14 protein-coding genes are annotated in these 18,408 nt (G+C 58.3%); 2 read left to right on the plus strand and 12 right to left on the minus strand.

Going from position 1 to position 18,408, the window contains the following annotated elements:
- Positions 1–4 precede the first annotated feature (4 nt).
- From DENOEST_RS16140 to motA, 11 genes are all read right to left on the minus strand, one after another.
- On the minus strand, positions 5–805 hold the full coding sequence (locus tag DENOEST_RS16140; protein WP_145769298.1) for a MinD/ParA family ATP-binding protein: 801 nt from the start codon (positions 803–805) through the stop codon (positions 5–7).
- Positions 798–2,231: a flagellar biosynthesis protein FlhF gene (gene flhF / locus DENOEST_RS16145; RefSeq protein WP_145769299.1), complete on the minus strand. Its 1,434-nt coding sequence runs from the start codon at positions 2,229–2,231 to the stop codon at positions 798–800. The genes DENOEST_RS16140 and flhF overlap by 8 nt, the downstream gene beginning before the upstream one ends.
- Complete coding sequence (gene flhA, locus DENOEST_RS16150) at positions 2,228–4,324, minus strand: flagellar biosynthesis protein FlhA (protein ID WP_145769300.1); 2,097 nt, start codon at positions 4,322–4,324, stop codon at positions 2,228–2,230. Before flhA ends, flhF begins: the two co-directional genes overlap by 4 nt.
- Positions 4,321–5,472 (minus strand): flagellar biosynthesis protein FlhB, encoded by a 1,152-nt coding sequence (gene flhB / locus DENOEST_RS16155; RefSeq protein WP_145769301.1) that lies wholly within the window; start codon positions 5,470–5,472, stop codon positions 4,321–4,323. Before flhB ends, flhA begins: the two co-directional genes overlap by 4 nt.
- Before the next feature lie 97 nt (positions 5,473–5,569).
- Positions 5,570–7,468 (minus strand): chemotaxis protein CheA, encoded by a 1,899-nt coding sequence (locus DENOEST_RS16160; RefSeq protein WP_232096527.1) that lies wholly within the window; start codon positions 7,466–7,468, stop codon positions 5,570–5,572.
- 42 nt (positions 7,469–7,510) lie between these two features.
- Positions 7,511–8,347, minus strand: coding sequence for a protein phosphatase CheZ (cheZ, locus tag DENOEST_RS16165; protein WP_145769302.1), 837 nt, complete (start codon positions 8,345–8,347; stop codon positions 7,511–7,513).
- Between the two features lies 1 nt (position 8,348).
- Positions 8,349–8,744, minus strand: a complete 396-nt coding sequence (gene cheY / locus DENOEST_RS16170; protein ID WP_145769303.1) for a chemotaxis response regulator CheY — start codon at positions 8,742–8,744, stop codon at positions 8,349–8,351.
- Positions 8,745–8,759: 15 nt separating this feature from the next.
- Positions 8,760–9,704, minus strand: a complete 945-nt coding sequence (locus DENOEST_RS16175; protein ID WP_408640037.1) for a chemotaxis protein — start codon at positions 9,702–9,704, stop codon at positions 8,760–8,762.
- Between the two features lie 21 nt (positions 9,705–9,725).
- Positions 9,726–10,691 (minus strand): chemotaxis protein, encoded by a 966-nt coding sequence (locus DENOEST_RS16180; protein WP_145769305.1) that lies wholly within the window; start codon positions 10,689–10,691, stop codon positions 9,726–9,728.
- A 202-nt stretch (positions 10,692–10,893) separates the two neighbouring features.
- Positions 10,894–11,832, minus strand: coding sequence for a flagellar motor protein MotB (gene motB / locus DENOEST_RS16185; RefSeq protein ID WP_145769306.1), 939 nt, complete (start codon positions 11,830–11,832; stop codon positions 10,894–10,896).
- 10 nt (positions 11,833–11,842) lie between these two features.
- On the minus strand, positions 11,843–12,703 hold the full coding sequence (gene motA, locus DENOEST_RS16190) for a flagellar motor stator protein MotA (RefSeq protein WP_145769307.1): 861 nt from the start codon (positions 12,701–12,703) through the stop codon (positions 11,843–11,845).
- Positions 12,704–13,044: 341 nt separating this feature from the next.
- Here motA and metK point away from each other — a divergent pair, with 341 nt between their 5' ends.
- Positions 13,045–14,211 carry a methionine adenosyltransferase gene (metK, locus tag DENOEST_RS16195; RefSeq protein WP_145769308.1) on the plus strand — a complete coding sequence of 389 codons (1,167 nt, stop codon included), beginning with the start codon at positions 13,045–13,047 and terminating at the stop codon, positions 14,209–14,211.
- A gap of 89 nt (positions 14,212–14,300) precedes the next feature.
- Here the strand turns inward: metK and DENOEST_RS16200 are convergent, their stop codons facing one another.
- Positions 14,301–15,518, minus strand: coding sequence for an HD-GYP domain-containing protein (locus tag DENOEST_RS16200; protein ID WP_145769552.1), 1,218 nt, complete (start codon positions 15,516–15,518; stop codon positions 14,301–14,303).
- 312 nt (positions 15,519–15,830) lie between these two features.
- Between DENOEST_RS16200 and DENOEST_RS16205 the strand changes: the two genes are divergently transcribed.
- Entirely contained in the window at positions 15,831–18,224 is a 2,394-nt protein-coding gene (locus tag DENOEST_RS16205; RefSeq protein WP_145769309.1) for a TonB-dependent receptor, read from the plus strand.
- The last annotated feature ends 184 nt before the right edge of the window (positions 18,225–18,408 follow it).

Raw genomic sequence — 18,408 nt, forward strand, 5'->3', positions numbered from 1 at the left:
CCAACTATATCACCGAATCCCGCGCCGCCACGGCTTGTCGAGGCAGCGGAAGCGGATTTCGGGTCGGTGACTCCACGCCGGGCGGCAGGTGCCGGGTCAAGCCATGGGCAAGATGCTCTCGGCCATATCCGAGGTAGTCGATGGTCACACCAAGATGATCCCTGGCCACTCGTTGCATATTGGCGAAGACGACACGTGCCTCGCCCTCGTCACTGGCACCGGTAACGGCAAGATGCAGCCCGCCATGGCCCCGCTCGCCAACGATACGTTTGATCAAGGCATAGGCTGCGGTAATGGATGCGGCAGCGGCGGTAGTCACCACCACCACATGTCGGGCATCAATAGCCAAGGGTGACAGAGAGGCCCCCTTGGCCCTCCTCGCGCAGTTGATCAAGACGTAGGCCGCATCCCGCTTCGCTTCTGCCAGGAAAGCCGCGTAGCGCTCAGACAGGCCATATTCCCCCCGTTCCATGACGCGAGCTGCCCGCCTCGCCGACGCGGCACGCAATAAGGGGGCCACATGAACCATGGTCTGGCGCACCGTACATTCGCCGGTCAGGGCCTGGAACAAATCATGGCCCTCGGCAACCCCCAGGGACGCCAGAGGGCCATCGCTGCCGCCATTTTCATCCACGACTGCAACACCTTGCCCCATACCGGCGAGCATGGTGGCCGTTCGGGCGAGAAACGCCCCCTGCTTCACGTCCGCGACACCGGGAGCAAAGGCAATCACCTGGGCGCTCGGACTACCGAACAGGCGCCGCAAACCCGCCGCCTGATCGCTCCCGCCGTCCAATTCAGACAAGGTGGTTCTCCGAGGATGCCGGCACCGACTGCTGGCGGGTCAGCGCCATGCCAACTTCATTCTCCTGCAAGCGATGCGGCGATACGGCGGGTGGCTGCTTGAAGGCACGATGCAGCAAATAACTGCGGTTCGGCAAATGCATATCCTCGGGAACCCGCTGGCCATTGGCCATATAGGCCAGCAACAAGCCGTGACGGACCAAGGCGTCAATGGCTGGCGCCAGAGAGGCCGCCTCGTCGACCTTGGTCAATAAACAACCCGCCAGATCCTCTCCGGCATAGGCCCGAATTACATCGTCCAGGGTATCGCCACGACTGGTGGCGTTGAGCAGCAGCAGTCGATTCACTTCACCGGCCCGGGTCAGCATGGCGGCTTGATCAGCTACCATGCGATCACGCTGACTCATCCCCACCGTGTCGATCAGAACCATGTGTTTGTCACGCAGATCGGACAGGGTATGGCGCAAGTCTTCGCCGTCCCGCACGATGTGGACCGGCACACCAAGAATCCGGCCATAGATCCGGAGTTGCTCATGAGCGCCAATACGGTAGCTGTCGGTAGTCAGCAAGGCCACACGATCGGCCCCATAACGCACCACGCAGCGGGCTGCCAGCTTGGCCGTAGAGGTGGTCTTGCCAACACCAGTGGGTCCCACTAAAGCGTAGACGCCCCCCTTGTCGATCAGGTCGCCCTCATTACCCAGGGTTCGCAGCCGCCGGTTGAGGCCCGCCATCAGACGCTTGCGTCCTTCGTCAATGCCCACGTCGGCGGGCAACTCCTGGGTCATGCGTCGCGCCAACTGGCCCGAGAATCCGGCCTCCAGCATTTCCGAAAGCAACAACGCCCGCACCGGGGCGTTCTTGGAGAGGTCCCCCCAGGCAAAACCCGCCAGTTGCTGCTCCAGCATGCCCTTGATGACCTGCATCTCCTGCATCAGCAGGCTGACCTTGGCATCGGAAGAGTCACTATCGGAGCGAGGTGCACTTTGGATCTGCCGGGGAACGGGGGATTTTACTTCCGGGGCAGGACTTGGCGCACCGGTGCCATTGCCAGCGCTGGCATCCTGCCTTGGCTCCCGGGGAGGCAGGGGCCTAAGACGCGGCCTGTCAGCATCTCCCTGAGGTTCCCAGGTACGAAAGGCCGGCTGCTTGCGCGCCTGAGTGGACAGGCTGACCGTGTAATCGTCATCGGTGGCGGGGGATGGCACGCTGTATTCCATCGGTACGCCGTTGGCTACCGAACGGGCCGGTAGCTCCGTCGTCGCCTGACGGGACAAGGCATCAAGGCTATCGGCGGACATGGCGGTGATTTCGACACCGCCCTCCACCGCTTTGTTGGAGACAACGATGGCATCGGGCCCCAGGTCGTCCTTTACCTTGCGCAGACATTCCCGTGCGGTCTCCGCGTAGAAGCGTTTTATGGTCATTTATTGGCTCCAATGATCGTCGTTACCTTGATCGTGCGCGAGTCGGGCACTTCGGCGTTGGCGATGACTTTTAGTTGGGGAACGGCGCGTCGCAGGAAACGGGACAGCAACCAGCGCAGCTGGCCGGATACGAGCAGCACCGGGGGCAGGCCCAGATCCTCCTGACGCTGGGCCGCCAAAGAGGTCTCCCGCAGCAGGGTATCGGCCAGCCCGGGTTCCAGGGCACCTTCCCCGCCGCTCAGCAACGCCTGGGCAAGAACCCGTTCCAGGCCTGGCTCGATTGCCATCACCTGCATTTCACCCTTACCCGGGAAGAACTGCTGAACAATGGCGCGCCCCAGGGCGATACGCACCTGACTGGTCAGTTCCAGGGGATCCTGGATACGCCCGGCATGTTCCGCCAGGGTTTCGATGATGGTCCGCATGTCGCGGATATTGACGCCCTCTTCCAGGAGATTTTGCAGCACTCGCTGGACGATGGAAAGGGACAGTAGCTTGGGCACCAGATCCTCGATCAGTTTCGGTGCCTCGGTGGCGATATGGTCCAGCAGGGATTGGGTCTCCTGGCGTCCCAGCAGCTCGGCGGCATGGGACAGAATGACGTGATTGAGATGGGTCGCCACCACGGTGCCAGCATCCACCACCGTATAACCCAGGGCATGGGCCTGATCCCGCAGATTGGACTCGATCCAGATAGCCGGCAGATCGAAGGCCGGGTCCCGGGTCTGGGTGCCAGGCAGCGGCCCGGCCACCCGGCCAGGATTGATGGCCAGATACATGCCCGGGAATGCCTCGCCGGCGCCAATTTCCACACCCTTCAGGGCGATGCGGTAGCCATTGGGCTTCAGTTCCAGATTGTCACGGATATGCACGGGGGCGGAAAGGAAACCCACCTCCTGAGCGAATTTCTTGCGCAGACCCCGGATGCGCTTGAGGAGGTCACCATCCTGGCTCTGATCCACCAGGGGAATCAGGCGATAGCCGACCTCCAGGCCCAGCACGTCCACTGGCGCCACATCGTTCCAACTGGCCTCGGGGCTTTCCGCCGCCGCTGCGGGCGCCGCAACGGCAGCTTCTTGGGCCAAGGACTCCTGGCCTTCCCGTTGGGCGATCTTCCAATAGGCCAGCCCCCCGATGGCGAACGCCATCAGCAGAAACACCAGATGGGGCATACCGGGAATCAGGCCCAGCACACCGAGAATGGCAGCCGTCAGGGCCAGCGCCGCCGGATTGCCGAAAAGCTGACCAACGAACTGCTGGCCAATATCAAGACCATCGTCCCCCACGCGGGTAACCACCAGGCCCGCAGCGGTGGAGATGATCAGTGCCGGAATCTGAGCCACCAGTCCGTCGCCAATGGTCAGCAAGGTGTAGATCTTGGCCGCACTGGCCGCATCCATGTCGTGCTGAAGTACGCCGACTATCAGGCCGCCGACGATATTGATGATCAGGATCAGGATGCCGGCAATGGCGTCGCCCCGAACGAATTTCGAAGCACCGTCCATGGAACCGTAAAAGTCCGCTTCCTGGGCCACCGTGGAACGGCGCTTGCGGGCCTCGTCCTCGCCGATCAGGCCGGCATTCAGATCTGCATCAATGGCCATCTGCTTGCCGGGCATCGCATCCAGGGTGAATCGGGCCGACACCTCGGCGATACGCCCGGCGCCCTTGGTGATCACCACGAAGTTGATGACCGTGAGAATCACGAAAACCACGATACCCACGGTGTAGTTGCCACCCACCAGAAAGTGACCGAAGGCCTCGATTACCTTGCCGGCGGCGTCGGGGCCGGCATGGCCCTGCAACAGGACCACCCGGGTCGAAGCTACGTTGAGTGACAGGCGAAGCAGAGTGGTGACCAGCAGAACAGTCGGAAAGACGGAAAAATCTAGGGGCTTGACGGTGTACATGGCCACCAGCAAAACCATCACCGCCAGGGCGATATTGAAGGTGAACAAAAGATCGAGGGCGAAGGGCGGCAAAGGCAGCACCATCATCGCCAGAATCATGATGATCAGGGCCGGCGCGGCCAGGGCGCGCAGATTCGACTTGCCGAACAACTGATTCATCGTCAGAGCCAGGGAATCATTCATGCTTCAGGCACCCCCGGATCCATGTCTGCGGGCACGGCCAGCGCCACTGGCAGACTAGGTGGCAGCAGATTCGCACCACCATCGGCAATAAACTGATTGAGTTGATATACATAGGCCATGACCTCCGCCACAGCGGTGTACAACGGCGCAGGAATCTGGTCGCCAATCTCCGCATGGCGATAAAGTGCGCGGGCCAGGGGGGGGGCCTCAATGATAGGCACGTGATGTTCGTCGGCAAGCTCTCGAATACGCTGGGCGACGAAATTCATGCCCTTGGCCACGATCTGGGGGGCTTCCATTGCAGTGGTGTCATATTTCAGGGCCACGGCAAAGTGGGTCGGGTTGGTCACAACCACATCGGCCTTGGGCACCTCCGACATCATCCGCTGGCGCGCCATTTCACGCTGCTGGGAACGGATACGAGCCTTGAGATGGGGGTCGCCTTCCATCTCTTTCATTTCCTGGCGCAACTCCTCCCGGGTCATGCGCAGCTTTGAGTAGTACTGCCACAACTGAAACGGTACATCTATCAAAGTGATCACCGCCATACCCGTCAGCAAGGCCACCGCAGCGACGAAGAGCATCCTGAAAAATCCCTGAATGCCGACTTCGACGCTGTTGCCCATTAGAGAGAACATCGCCTCACCATGATGCCAGATGACCCAGAACACCGTCCCACCGATCAGCAAGGCCTTCATGACGGCCTTGACTAGCTCCCCCAGGCCATGCATAGAGACGATGCGGCGGATACCGCCCACGGGGTCCAAGCGGGTGAAATTGAGGGCCAGCGCCTTAGTGGAAAACACCCAGCCACCAATCAGGAAGGGGGCCACCAAAGCGGCCACCACAGTCATAAAACAGATGGGACCCGCGATCAACAAACCATCCATGGAGAGAGATGCCATGCGCAACTGCATGGCGTCTTGGGCAAAGGCTGCGTCACGGCCGAAACTCAAGCCAGTTCGCAGCAGGGCCTCGGCATGATGGGACAGGAAGCCCGACAAGGCCCACAAGCCTGCGGTTCCGGATAACAGGACGAGAAAAGCCGTGAGCTCCCGCGATTGGGGAACCTGCCCCTCCTCGCGAGCCTGCTCAATGCGTCGACTAGACGCTGGCTCTGTTCGTTCGAGATCGCTTTCCTCAGCCATGCACGGAATCTCCCATGGCGGCAATTATTGCCGTCATGGGAAACCGGGAATCCGCGAATAGCCAGACTTAGGGCGGTTATTTCTCTCTAGCGCCCTGTCAGGCAACTGCTTCGAGAGCCTCGAAGAAGGTGGAACGAGGTACGCCACGCCCCTCGCCTAGCTCCTGAATCAGTTCCTTCATATCGAGAATCAGGACAATCTGGCCGTTGGATAGAGTCGTGACCCCTGCCACCCCCTTGGGACGGAAGTCCTCCAAGGACTTGATCACTGCATCTTCCCGCCCCATGAAGCCGTCAATGGCCAGGATAAAGGTATGTTCGGCCGACTGCATCAGGACACCATAGCCGGGCACCGCTTCCGCAGCCCAGCCCAGCATGTAGGACAGCGGGTAGATAGGCATGACTTCGCCACGCACCACCATGGTGGCCCTCCCCCCCACCTCCTGGACCTGCGTCACTTCTATTGGGAGAATCTCCCGCACCATGGACAACGGAACCGCGAAGGGCTGGGCGCCAAGCTGGACCAGAAGCACGGGCAGGATGGCCAGAGTCAGGGGCAGGGAAATGACAAAGGTGGTTCCCTTGCCCTGCTGTGACTTGATTTCGATGGAGCCGTTAAGTTTCTGGATATTGGTGCGGACCACATCCATCCCCACCCCGCGCCCGGAGACATCGGAGGCCACATCCTTGGTCGAGAAACCGGGCAGGAAAATGAGGTTGAAGCTCTGCCGCTCATCCATCGTGTTGGCCTCCTCATCGGTGATGAGGCCTTTCTCCAGGGCTTTCGCTCGCAACCGTTCGGCATTCATGCCACGGCCATCGTCCGCCACTAGGAGAACGATGTGATCCCCTTCCTGGCGCGCCTCCAGCCGGACCTGAGATTTCCCGGACTTACCCAGCGCGATCCGATCTTCGGTCGGTTCCACACCATGATCAACAGCATTACGGATCAAATGGATGATCGGATCCGACAGATCCTCGATCATCGTCTTGTCGATTTCCGTTTCCTCGCCAGCCAGAACCAGTTCCACATCCTTGCCCAGGGATCGAGCCAGATCCCGTGCGATGCGGGGATATTTCTGGAATAGCCGCCCAATAGGCTGCATGCGGGTTTTCATCACCGCGTTCTGCAAGTCCGACACCAGCAAATCCAACTGGCTCACCGCCTGATCCAAGGCATGCAGGGTATCGGTATCACTACGGCCGTTCAGAATATCCGAACGCAAGGAGGTGAGCCGGTTCTTGGTCAGTCCGATCTCACCCGACAGGTTGAGCACCTGATCCAGCCGCGAAGTATCGACTCGTATTGAATTGTCACGGGTCTTCTCCGTTTCACGGCGTCCTACGGGGCCATGCTGGCCAGACTTGTCCACAGAGCGGCGACCGATGGCAGCCTGGATGATCTGCTCCGGTGATTCACCGATCACCTCATGATGCAACTCCGGGGTATCGATGGCTTTCGGCACCGATGCCGGAACTACCATACCGCTACCTGGGCTGGTGACAGCGCTGAAGAGTTGGTCCCAGTCCGGCTCAGAATTGGATGAACTCTCCGGGGCGCTCACTGCGGCCACCGGCTCGCCCTGAGAAAAAGACATGTTCAACTTACCCTCGATAGCAGCTTTCAGATTGGCAATCAATCCCGGTGAAGCCGCCTGGGGCAACACCCCGCCGTCCAGCGCGCCAAACATCTCACGCACCGCTCCCGTAGCCTCCAGGATCACATCCATGATTTCGCCGGTTACTTGCAGCTCGCCATTGCGCAAGCGGTCAAACAGGTTTTCCGTCAAATGGCACAGCGTCACCAGCTCGCCGGCATTCAGAAACCCAGCCCCCCCCTTGATCGTATGAAATCCCCGAAAGATATCATTCAACAATCCGTGGTCCTGGGGTCTCTGCTCCAGATCCACCAGTTTGTTGTCCACATCTGAAAGCAGATCATTTGCTTCCACAAGAAAATCCTGGAGCAGGTCTTCCATGCCTTGAAAATCACTCATCGCTCATCCCTTCTGCGCCCAAGTCCATCATCGACAGGAATTTTAGAAACCCAGACTTTCCAACAGGTCATCCACTTGACCTTGCGTGGTTACCACATCGCCCCGGCCGGCGACATTGGTCACCGGTCCATTCAACAAGCCTTCGGGAGCATTTACCTTCCGCTCGCCCGGCATGGCCTCGATCAGCACACCCAATAACTGGCCTTCGAGTCCCTGGGCCATCTCGATAATCTTCTTGATGACCTGCCCCGTCAGATCCTGAAAATCCTGAGCCATCATGATTTCCATCAACTGATCACCGACGGTCTTCATCTTGGTGGGGGTTTGCGAAAAATAATTTCGGGTATCTGCCGCCAACGCCTTAAATTCATCAACCGACAACTGATTGGCAAACATCCGGTCCCACCGTGCCCGTAATGCCTCGGACGAGGATTGCATTTCCTCCTGCAACGGTTTGGCGATATCCGTGGCATTGAGCACACGGCTCGCCGCCTGCTCGGTCATCTGGGCGATATAGGTGAGACGCTGGCGGGCATCCGGCATCTGGCGAGCTGTCTCCTCCAGCATCTTGTCGTAGCCCAGTTCCCTCAACGTATCGTGGAGTTGCCGGGCCATATGGCCCAGTCGATTGAACACCAACGTTTCGCGCTCTCCGGCATTTGCACCGACGCTACCCTGAGACATCTCGGCTGGCTCTCCAACATGGGAGGCCACGGAATCGAACAAGGCCTGCAATTCATCCGAGTCTCCCGATGCCGGCATGTCAGGTGCAGCAACCGGAGCCTTGGGCGCACCACCGCCACCGACAGCGATACTGTCAAACAGTGCTTGCAGATCCTCGGAATCGCCGGACTCGTCGAAATTGACCGGATTGACCATCTTAAAGCCCTGTTTTTTCAAAAATTTTGATTAGCTTTTCGTTGAGCGTGGCAGCGGTGAAAGGCTTTACGATGTAGCCTGACGCCCCTGCCTGGGCTGCAGCGATGATGTTCTCCTTCTTTGCCTCGGCGGTGATCATCAACAGGGGCAGATGCTTCAACTGGGGATCCGCTCTCACCGTCTGCAACAAGGTCAAGCCATCCATATTCGGCATATTCCAGTCAGAGACCACGAAGTCATAGGCCCCGGCCTTTAGTTTCTGCAGGGCAACCGCGCCATCCTCCGCCTCTTCGACGTTGGTGAAGCCGAGTTCCTTGAGCAGGTTGCGGACGATGCGCCGCATCGTTGAAAAGTCATCGACAACCAAAAACTTGATCTTGCTGGGATCGGCAGGCATGCAAACTCTCCAGGATTAATCTCGCAGGGATTTCAGCAACAGAGGGCGCAGGGTCTCGGCCAGCGCCTCCGCATCAAACTTGGCCACATAGGCATCCACGCCGACCGACTTGCCCATGGCTCGATTGGCCTCGGAAGAAAGGGAAGAATGCATGACTACGGGTATCCCTTCGAATCTGGCATCGGACTTGATGTTCTTGGTCAGGACATAGCCATCCATTTCAGGCATTTCGGCATCCACCAGGATCAGGCTCAATTCGTCCCGGATATTGCGCCCGCTCTGCTGGGCAGCCCCTGCCATGCTCGAAAGACGCGTCCATGCCTCAAGGCCATTCTGGGCATGCTTGTGCCTGACGCAAAGCTTCTCCAGAACTTCCGCGATTTTCTTTCGGGCCACTGCCGAATCATCAACAAAGAAGACGTTGAGATCGTCTGCTTCGTGCAGCGGCTCAATCTGACCTACCACACTTTCGCCGAAGGTATTGGCCATGATTTGCTCCACATCCACGATGGACACCAAGCGGCCCTGCACCTCGGTAATCGCCGTAATGTAGTCGTGAGCCCCACTGGTAATCGACTCGGGGGCACGAACCTTGTCCCAATCCACGCGAATGATGCGATCGACACCATGAACAAGGAAACCCAGGGTCCGCTTGCTATATTCAGTCACCATCATCGACCCACCGCGTTCCGGTGGTGCGTCCGTCAAGCCCATGACCTTGGCCAGGGAGAGCACAGGAATCACATTCCCCCGCAGGCTGATCAGCCCTTCCACGCCGGAAGGCATATTGGGGGCTTTGGTAATCGCGGGTGTCTTGCTGACTTCACGTACCTTGAACACGTTGATGCCAAAAGTCTCATGGGTTCCCAGTTCAAACAACAGGATTTCCATCCTGTTGGAACCAGCCAGTTTGGTCCGCCCATCGACGGAATCCATCAATGAGTTACCGTTGTGTGCGATCAGACTCATTTCCGTCTCCACTCAGGCCGCAATTTCCGGACGACGGGCCAGCAAGAGCCGGGTCAGGGTCTCCGCCAATCGTAGGGGCTCGAATTTCGGAACATATTCATCCACACCCACCGAGCGCCCAAGCTGTTGATTCGACATGGAAGATAAGGAGGAATGCATGATCACCGGAATGCCGGCAAATTGCGGGTCCGATTTGATGGTCTTAGTCAGGATATAACCATCCATTTCCGGCATTTCTACGTCGGTCAGAATCAGTTGGATGTAGTCCTTGACAGGCTTCCCGTTGATTTTGGCATGGGCTGCAATTTTTTGCAGTTCCGCCCATGCAGCGTGTCCGTTGATGGCGCCGATATGTTTGATTCCCATAGCATCGAGAGTGCGTTCAATCTGCCCCCGGGCTACGGAAGAGTCATCGGCAAACAGTACGGTGAGATCATTCCTCCCCAGAGACTCGATATTCTGGAACAGAAAAGCATCATCGTATTTCGCGGTCTCCGACAGTACACGCTCCACATCGAGCATCATCACCAAGCGGCCGTCCGCCAGCTCCGTCACGGCAGTCACCAACCCACCAAGATTCGCCGTCAGCATCTCCGGAGGAACCCGCATCTGGGACCAGTCGAGCCGCAATATGGTATCCACCGTTTCCACCAGAAAACCCTGAGTGTGGCCGTTGTACTCGGTAACGATCATGATGTCGCGGGGGGTTTCCGGCTGCATCCCTATATATTCAGCCAAATCAACCACAGGCACCAAGGCGCCGCGCAGACTGACCATACCCTTCACTGATGAGGGCATGTCAGGAGCCGCAGTAATGGCCGGGGTGCGCATCACCTCTCGCACCTTGAAAACATTTATCCCGAAAGTCTCGCATCGACCGGATCGATGGTCCATCCCCAGAGAGAACAACAATATCTCCAGCTTGTTGGTGCCGGCAAGACGGGTTCGTGCATCGATGTTCTTTAATAGATCAGACATGGTATTCACCTTTGCGCAGGGGGAAGATCGAAGCGCCGCCACACCCGCGTACGGATATTACTGCCGATTTCAGGAAAATTCATCGCTAGAACTGCCCCAAAAGAGGCAGGATATTGACATCGGGGCGTAATTCGGCCGGTTCTCACGAGTTGCCTGGCCGAGGGAGGTTAGCTCCGGACAACACACTCGCAGAAACACCCTGTTATGGTTTTTCGGCGCCGACGGCCATTTGGTCAAGCCGACCAGCAGCCGCCCCCCCTTCCACCTCCGCAACCTTGCCGTCCCGCAAGAGTGCCTCCTCGGTACGCTTGTTCATTACGACGATGCTGATACGCCGATTGATCGGGTTATAGGGATCGCTTTTGTCGTACAACACTGTTGAGGCCAAGCCCACAACACGCATGACCTTCGAATCCGCCATCCCTCCTGCCACCAGCTCCCGGCGGGATGCATTGGCTCGATTGGTGGAAAGCTCCCAATTACCGAACCCCTTGTCTCCTCCTGCATAGGGCGTGGCATCGGTGTGGCCGGAGAGGGAAAGATGGTTCTCAACCCGGTTCAAGGCCTTGCCGATCTCGCGCAGGATATCCCGCGTATAGGGCTTCAGTTCGGAACTGGCGGAATCAAACATTGGACGACTCTTCTCATCCACGATCTGAATGCGCAGGCCTTCGCTGGTCAGATCAAGCAACATCTGACTCTTGAATTGTTTCAATGTGGGCGTGGAATCGATCAGATCCTCTAGGTCGGTCTTCAGGGATTCCAGGCGCTGCTGCTCCATGCGCTCGAACTCCGCTTCCAGCGCCTGAAGATTGACATTGCGCCGGGGTGCATCGATATCTCCACGCTTCACCTGCCCATGGGCACGACTCAAATCCTCCCCACCCCCCTGAATCAACGAGGAAGAATCACCCGCCCCTGAGCCACCACCCAAAGCCACTTTCAGGGGAGTTGAAAAATAATCTGCAATACCTTTCAGATCCCCCTGGGTCGTGGAACCTAGTAGCCACATAAGCAGAAAAAACGCCATCATCGCGGTTACGAAGTCCGCATAAGCGATTTTCCAGGCACCACCATGGGAGGCAGCGCCGCCCTTTTTGATCCGTTTAACGACAATGGGTTGTTGAGAGTCGTCGCTCACAGCGTACCCGTCACTTTCCCTTGCGGGCCTTGAGGTCGTCCTCCAGCTCGATAAAGCTTGGACGATCGCTGGAATAGAGCACTTTACGGCCGAACTCAACCGCCACCTGAGGGGCATAACCGCTCATACTGGCCAGGAGAACCACTTTCATGCACTGGAATATTTTCGATTCCTCGTGAAGCTTATGCTCCATCGCGGTTGCTACCGGTGAAACAAAGCCGTAGGAAAGCAGGATGCCCAAAAATGTACCTACCAGGGCCGCCGCAATCAACTTCCCTAGCTCCGCCGGGGGGATACCCACGGACTCCATGGTATGCACCACCCCCATGACTGCCGCCACGATACCGAAGGCTGGCAACGCATCCGCCACCTTGGACAAAGCGTGGATGGGTATCTCGCCCTCGTGGTGGTGCGTCTCGATTTCATTGTCCATCAGGTTCTCAATTTCGAATGCATTGAGATTGCCGCCCACCATCATGCGCAGATAATCCGTCAGGAACTCAATTACATGATGGTCGCTGACAATGACCGGATACTTGGAGAAGATCGGGCTTGAGTCCGGACTCTCAATGTCCCCCTCAATGGACATCAGGCCTTCCTTACGAACCTTGGCCAGAATTTCATACAACATGGCCAGGAGGTCCATGTAGAGGGCCTTGTTCAGATGGGAGCCCTTCAATACCTTTGGGACCGCCGCGAAGGTCGCCTTGATCACCTTTGGGGGGTTCGCCACCATGAACGACCCAATGGCGGCACCGCCGATGGTCAGCAATTCTGTGGGTTGAATCAGGGAGTGGACATGCCCACCAGCCAGGATGAACCCTCCCAGTACCGCTCCCAAAACCATGATGTAGCCGATAATTACAAACATACGGGCGCCCCCGGAATCCCCTGGCCGTTACACTGTGTAGGTGCCAATGATAGCGGATAGCAGCAAAAGGCCCTTGGTGTATTTCCACCAACGATGGCGTTTTTTCCCTCTCCTTGCACACCCCACCAGGAAGAGGGCGTCTTTTGCCCACGGTCCATGGCTTCGCTATAATCCCCCCTCATCCGCCGAGTTAATTGGACAACTTGCGAGGCGGAGAAGGCGCCCGCCACTCCGTGGCGACGCCCGAAAAAAAATTTCGCTAAAGCGTCGGCTGCTCTTGCCCCCGGAGCCGGTCGAGCCGGCTACAAACAGGAGGGGGGCTCATCTAGGAGCGGACTACCATGTCTCAAGAGTATTTCTTCACTTCCGAATCGGTTTCCGAAGGCCACCCCGACAAGGTCGCCGACCAGATATCAGACGCCATCCTCGACGCCATCCTGGCCCAGGACAGGCATGCCCGGGTGGCCGCCGAGACTCTGACCAACACCGGTCTGGTGGTACTGGCCGGCGAGATCACCACCCACGCCAACGTTGATTACATCCAGATAGCCCGGGACACCATCAAGGAAATCGGCTACGACAACACCGAGTCCGGCATCGACTACAAGGGCTGCGCCGTCCTTGTAGCCTATGATAAACAGTCCCCCGACATCGCTCAGGGCGTGAATAAAGCCTACGACGACAACCTGGACCAGGGTGCCGGCGACCAGGGCCTGATGTTCGGCTATGCCTGCGACGAGACCGACACCCTGATGCCCCTGCCCATTCACCTGTCTCACCGCCTGGTGGAACGCCAATCCCAGTTGCGCAAGAATGGCCGGCTGTCCTGGTTGCGGCCGGATGCCAAGTCCCAGGTGACGGTACGCTACAAGGACGGCAAGGCCGACGCCATCGACACCGTGGTGCTCTCCACCCAGCATGCCCCGGACATCAGCCTGGAGGCCATCCGGGAAGCCGTAATCGAGGACATCATCAAGCCAGTGTTGCCCAAGGAACTGATCAAGGGCGAGATCAAGTATCTGGTCAACCCCACCGGCCGCTTCGTGGTGGGCGGCCCCCAGGGTGACTGCGGCCTCACGGGACGCAAGATCATTGTAGACACTTATGGTGGCGCAGCACCCCATGGCGGCGGAGCCTTCTCGGGTAAGGACCCCTCCAAGGTAGACCGTTCTGGCGCCTATGCCGGCCGTTATATCGCGAAGAACATCGTCGCCGCGGGCCTGGCCAGCCGGTGTCTGGTCCAGGTCTCCTACGCCATCGGCGTTTCCCATCCCACCAGCGTCTGGGTCACCACCTATGGCACCGGAAAAATTTCCGACGAAAAGATCGCCGAACTGGTGAAGCGACATTTCGACCTGCGCCCCAAGGGCATCGTCAATATGCTCGACCTGCTCCGCCCCATTTACAAGAAAACCGCCGCCTACGGCCACTTCGGCCGCGAGGATGCAGAATTCAGTTGGGAGGCCATAGACAAGGCCGCTGCCCTGCGGGCAGACGCAGGACTGTAAGCCATCGCCCCATCAGGTCGTCAGAAGTCGGACTGATGGTCAGAACTCCCCTTGAGCACCATGCCGGGAGGCGGGCTGACAGAGGACTGCTAGCCCGGCGTCCAGAGCTCGTGCAAATTCTTGATGCCCCACTGGGCGGCATCCTCCCGACCCATGATCCTGTCATGACAATTGGATCGGGATAGATCCACCACCTCGGGGGAAAGGTAAGTTCCTGACTTGGTGGAAAAGAACACCTTCAGCCGTGGCATGAGCAGGGACTTGCCGCTCTGCTCAATGACCACACCGAGGCGGCCGGACTCCAGTCGCACCAGGGATCCCGTGGGATAAATCCCCATGCTTTTGACAAAGGCCTGAAAAATCGCCTCGTCGAAATGGCCGCGGGCCCATTCAGCCATCTTGCGCAGGGACTCCGCCGGATCCCATCCGCTCTTGTAGGGACGATTGGAGGTAATGGCGTCATAGACGTCGCAAACAGCACCCATGCGAGCACTCCGGCTGATCTCGTCAGACTTGAGACGATGGGGATAGCCGGTGCCGTCCATTTTCTCGTGGTGGTGAAGACAAACGTCCAAGGGGACTGCACCCACCCCCTGCCCCTCCAGCAGAACACGGTGTCCCTCCTGGGGATGACTCTTGACCAGGGTGAATTCTTCATCGGTGAGTTTCCCCGGCTTGTTGAGAACATCCAGGGGTATGTACATCTTCCCGATGTCGTGCAACAGGCCGGCCATGCCGACTTCCCGTGTCTCCTGATCGCCTAGTCCGAGCTGCCGGGCCAGGGACACCATCAGGGCGCAAACCGCCACCGAATGCATATAGGTGTAATCATCCTTGGTCTTAAGTCGGGCCAGACTGATCAATGCCTCCGGATTACGTTCCACGGATGAGGCGATTTCCTCCACCAACGGCAGGGCATCATTCGCATCCAACGCCCGCCCCATCCGGGCTTCCTGAAACATCGATGCCACCGCCTGCTTCGATTTGGCGCAAATTTTGACAGCGCGTACCGCTTCCTGCTCATAGGAAATCCGCGCCCTATGGATAAGAGGCTCCACGGCAACATGGCCCAGCGCCAGATCAATCTGTCGATCAGACTCATCCTTGGCTTGTCCCGCTGGCACATCCAGGCCTTTCGCCGTATCAATCCAGACTTCGGTGATACCGCTATCGATGATGCGCTGAATATCCTTCGGATCCCGCAACGGGAAACGGGTGCGCCAGAAGGGATGGTCCATCCAGGAGCCACAGAATTCCTGGATGAACATTCCGGTACGCAGATGCTGGACCCCGATACGCTTGAGCATGGCATCGATTATAGGCATGAGCACCCGAGGCCACCCTATGTCGCAACGGCGCCACAATAATGAACAAGCCAATTTATTAATTCAAAATCAAATAATTAACTAAAAACATAAGAATTCCCTCCCGATCTGTGCCCCTTAACAGACCACATCGATTAACTGCCTAGGCATCCATTTGACCCTACCAGTAAACCCTCGCTCTACCATGGGTAACGCCATGGTGTCCCGCAAGGTTTGCTCATCCGCCAAGCCGGCCCTGAGCAAGGTGACTACCATGTCCGTGAAACATCCCTGCAAAACCAGAGGAGACACTTAATGCGTAACCGAAAAAGCTTGCTTGCCGTACGCCTACTCCCCCTGCTGATCGCCACTGCCTATGCAGGTGGCGCCATCGCAGACGACACCAAACTGGAAGAAGTCATCATCACTGCCCAGAAGCGCGCCGAGCGCCTGCAGGATGTGCCGATTTCCGTCTCTGCGATTAGCGGCTCCCAACTGGAAACCCGCGGTATTGAGGGCAGCAAGGATCTGGCCTCCCTGGCACCTTCCCTGATGGTGACCTATGGCAATTCGGGCAACAGCACCATGTCCATTATTTCCATCCGAGGCAGCGGCAGCGGTTCCCCGTCCATCTTCCTCGATACGGCGGTCGGCACCTATGTTGACGGCGTCTATGCCGGTAAAAACCAGGGCGGATTGTTCGACATCATCGATATGGAGCGCGTAGAAGTGCTGCGGGGCCCCCAGGGCACCCTCTTCGGCCGCAACACCCTGGCCGGCGCCATCAACTTTGTAACCAAGAAACCCAGCGGCGTGTTTGGCGGTTCCGTCGGCATCGATGTCGGCAACTATGGTTCCCATATCGAACGGGTATCGGTGGACCTGCCCCGGATGGGCGCCCTGAACCTGAGTTTGGCCGCCCGCAACGAGAATCGCGATGGCTATGTCAAGAGCCAGACGGGCCAAGATGCCGGCAAGACAGACAAGCAGAGTTACCGCCTTGCGGCCACCCTGGATATCACTTCGAAACTTCAGGCTTTCTATTCCTTTGACCACACCGAAGTAGACAACGTCCAGCTGCCTGTCAGCCTTTACACGCCCTTTGGCTGGAAAGGCTCCGCCAGTAGTGCTGCCAGCGGGTTGAGCGCGGCGAATAGGGCTGCTGTCTTGGCTGGGGCAAGCGACGAATTCCCCTCGGGCAGAAATCCGACCCCCGGTTTTGCCGAATGGGAAAGGATGAAGACGGATAACCATGCCCTCACCCTGTCCTATCAGGTGAATGCCAATAACACAGTCAAGTACATCTACTCCGACCGTGAAATGAAATGGTCCGACCAGCTGGACCTGGACGGCATTACCGCGAATATTTATGCCTACGGACGGGATACCAAACTCAAGACCGAATCCCATGAACTGCAATGGGTGGGCAACGTGGGGCAGTTGAAGTATGTGGCTGGCTACTACACCTATAAGGAAAATAGCCGTACGGTCAATCCTCAGACCAGTGGCGGCAGCACGAACTGGGCGACGGACTTCTCGGGCAGTGTCGATGCCAAGGCGCTGTTTGCCCAGTTGGACTATGACTTTACCGACAAGTGGTCAGGCAGCCTGGGTATCCGCCGCTCCATCGATGAAAAGGGTGTGGACTCCAGCCAGTACGGTACAGGTGCAAGCTACAGGGGAGCAATGACCGCTGCGGGCATCACGACCCTCAATGGTGTCACCAGTGCAGGCGACACCCTTTCGGTGGTTGCACCGGGAACATACTTTGACGTGAGCAAGATCGGTTCCCTGCCCCCCGTGTTCAATGCCACTGCGAAGCGCTCCTTTGCATCGACCACCCCGGCCGTGAGTCTGACCTACAAGGTCAATGACGGGCTGAACGTCTATGGCCGGGTCGCCAAGGGTTTCCGTTCCGGTGGCTTCGCTGCCGAAGCGGGCGGCAGCTCCACGGCACAAGTTGCTGCAGCCAGGACGACCCCCTTTAATCCGGAAAAATCAACCACCACCGAACTGGGTTTCAAGTCCAACTTCTGGGATGGCAAGGCTGCATTGAGTGGTGCCATCTACCAGAACAAGATCACCGACCTGCAAACCAGCCAGTTGGTCCCAGGCACAACCAGTTCCATCATCGTGAATGCGGGCAAGGCCACCTACAAGGGCTTCGAACTGGAAGGCCAGCTCGTGGTGGCCGACGGCTGGCGCCTGGGGATGAGCTGGGGACGTATCAATGCCAGGTTCGACGAGTACATGGACAATGGGTTCACGCCCGGTACCTTGAACTACAGCGGTGCCGTAATCGACACCGCCGGCAACCGCGTGAATGGCTATGCGCCGAAGAACACCCTCAACTTCAACGTGGACGGTCGCCTGGCCAAGACGGCCTGGGGCACCCTGCGCGGCACCATGGACATCACCTATACGGACAAGATGCATAACATCCCGGGCAACAAGAACCTTTATGCCGCCAATGCAGGGGGCGCCAATGACGCAGCCCTGACCCTCGTGCCTTCGCGGACTCTGGTGAATGCGCGCCTGACCCTGGCCGGCGTGCCAGTGGGCGGACCAGGCCGGGCCGATGTCGCCCTGTGGGTGCGCAACCTGGCCGACGTACGCAAGCCCGTCAATTACATTGACCTCAGCTACTATCGCGTCGCTTCCTGGACCGAGCCCCGCATGTACGGCATGTCCTTCAACTACAAGTGGTAAGTCCCGGGGGCGGGTTTCCGCCCCTTGGGTCGCGACATCTCACGGGCGCCTTCGGGCGCCCGTTTTTCATGGAACCCATGGCGATAAGGAGTCAAGCACCCTCAATGTCGCAGTAATACAACATTGATGAACACGGGTTAATTCCAATTAACAATCAATTGAGTAATTAAGAACAATGAACGGC

The organism is Denitratisoma oestradiolicum, from assembly GCF_902813185.1.
GTDB lineage: Bacteria > Pseudomonadota > Gammaproteobacteria > Burkholderiales > Rhodocyclaceae > Denitratisoma > Denitratisoma oestradiolicum.

What these genes read in the sequence shown, in the direction of transcription:
- flhF (WP_145769299.1), bottom strand. Translation starts at nt 2,231, where the DNA reads ATGACCATAAAACGCTTCTACGCGGAGACCGCACGGGAATGTCTGCGC.
- flhA (WP_145769300.1), bottom strand. Translation starts at nt 4,324, where the DNA reads ATGAATGATTCCCTGGCTCTGACGATGAATCAGTTGTTCGGCAAGTCG.
- flhB (WP_145769301.1), bottom strand. Translation starts at nt 5,472, where the DNA reads ATGGCTGAGGAAAGCGATCTCGAACGAACAGAGCCAGCGTCTAGTCGA.
- DENOEST_RS16160 (WP_232096527.1), bottom strand. Translation starts at nt 7,468, where the DNA reads ATGAGTGATTTTCAAGGCATGGAAGACCTGCTCCAGGATTTTCTTGTG.
- cheZ (WP_145769302.1), bottom strand. Translation starts at nt 8,347, where the DNA reads ATGGTCAATCCGGTCAATTTCGACGAGTCCGGCGATTCCGAGGATCTG.
- cheY (WP_145769303.1), bottom strand. Translation starts at nt 8,744, where the DNA reads ATGCCTGCCGATCCCAGCAAGATCAAGTTTTTGGTTGTCGATGACTTT.
- DENOEST_RS16180 (WP_145769305.1), bottom strand. Translation starts at nt 10,691, where the DNA reads ATGTCTGATCTATTAAAGAACATCGATGCACGAACCCGTCTTGCCGGC.
- motA (WP_145769307.1), bottom strand. Translation starts at nt 12,703, where the DNA reads ATGTTTGTAATTATCGGCTACATCATGGTTTTGGGAGCGGTACTGGGA.
- metK (WP_145769308.1), top strand. Translation starts at nt 13,045, where the DNA reads ATGTCTCAAGAGTATTTCTTCACTTCCGAATCGGTTTCCGAAGGCCAC.
- DENOEST_RS16200 (WP_145769552.1), bottom strand. Translation starts at nt 15,518, where the DNA reads ATGCTCAAGCGTATCGGGGTCCAGCATCTGCGTACCGGAATGTTCATC.
- DENOEST_RS16205 (WP_145769309.1), top strand. Translation starts at nt 15,831, where the DNA reads ATGCGTAACCGAAAAAGCTTGCTTGCCGTACGCCTACTCCCCCTGCTG.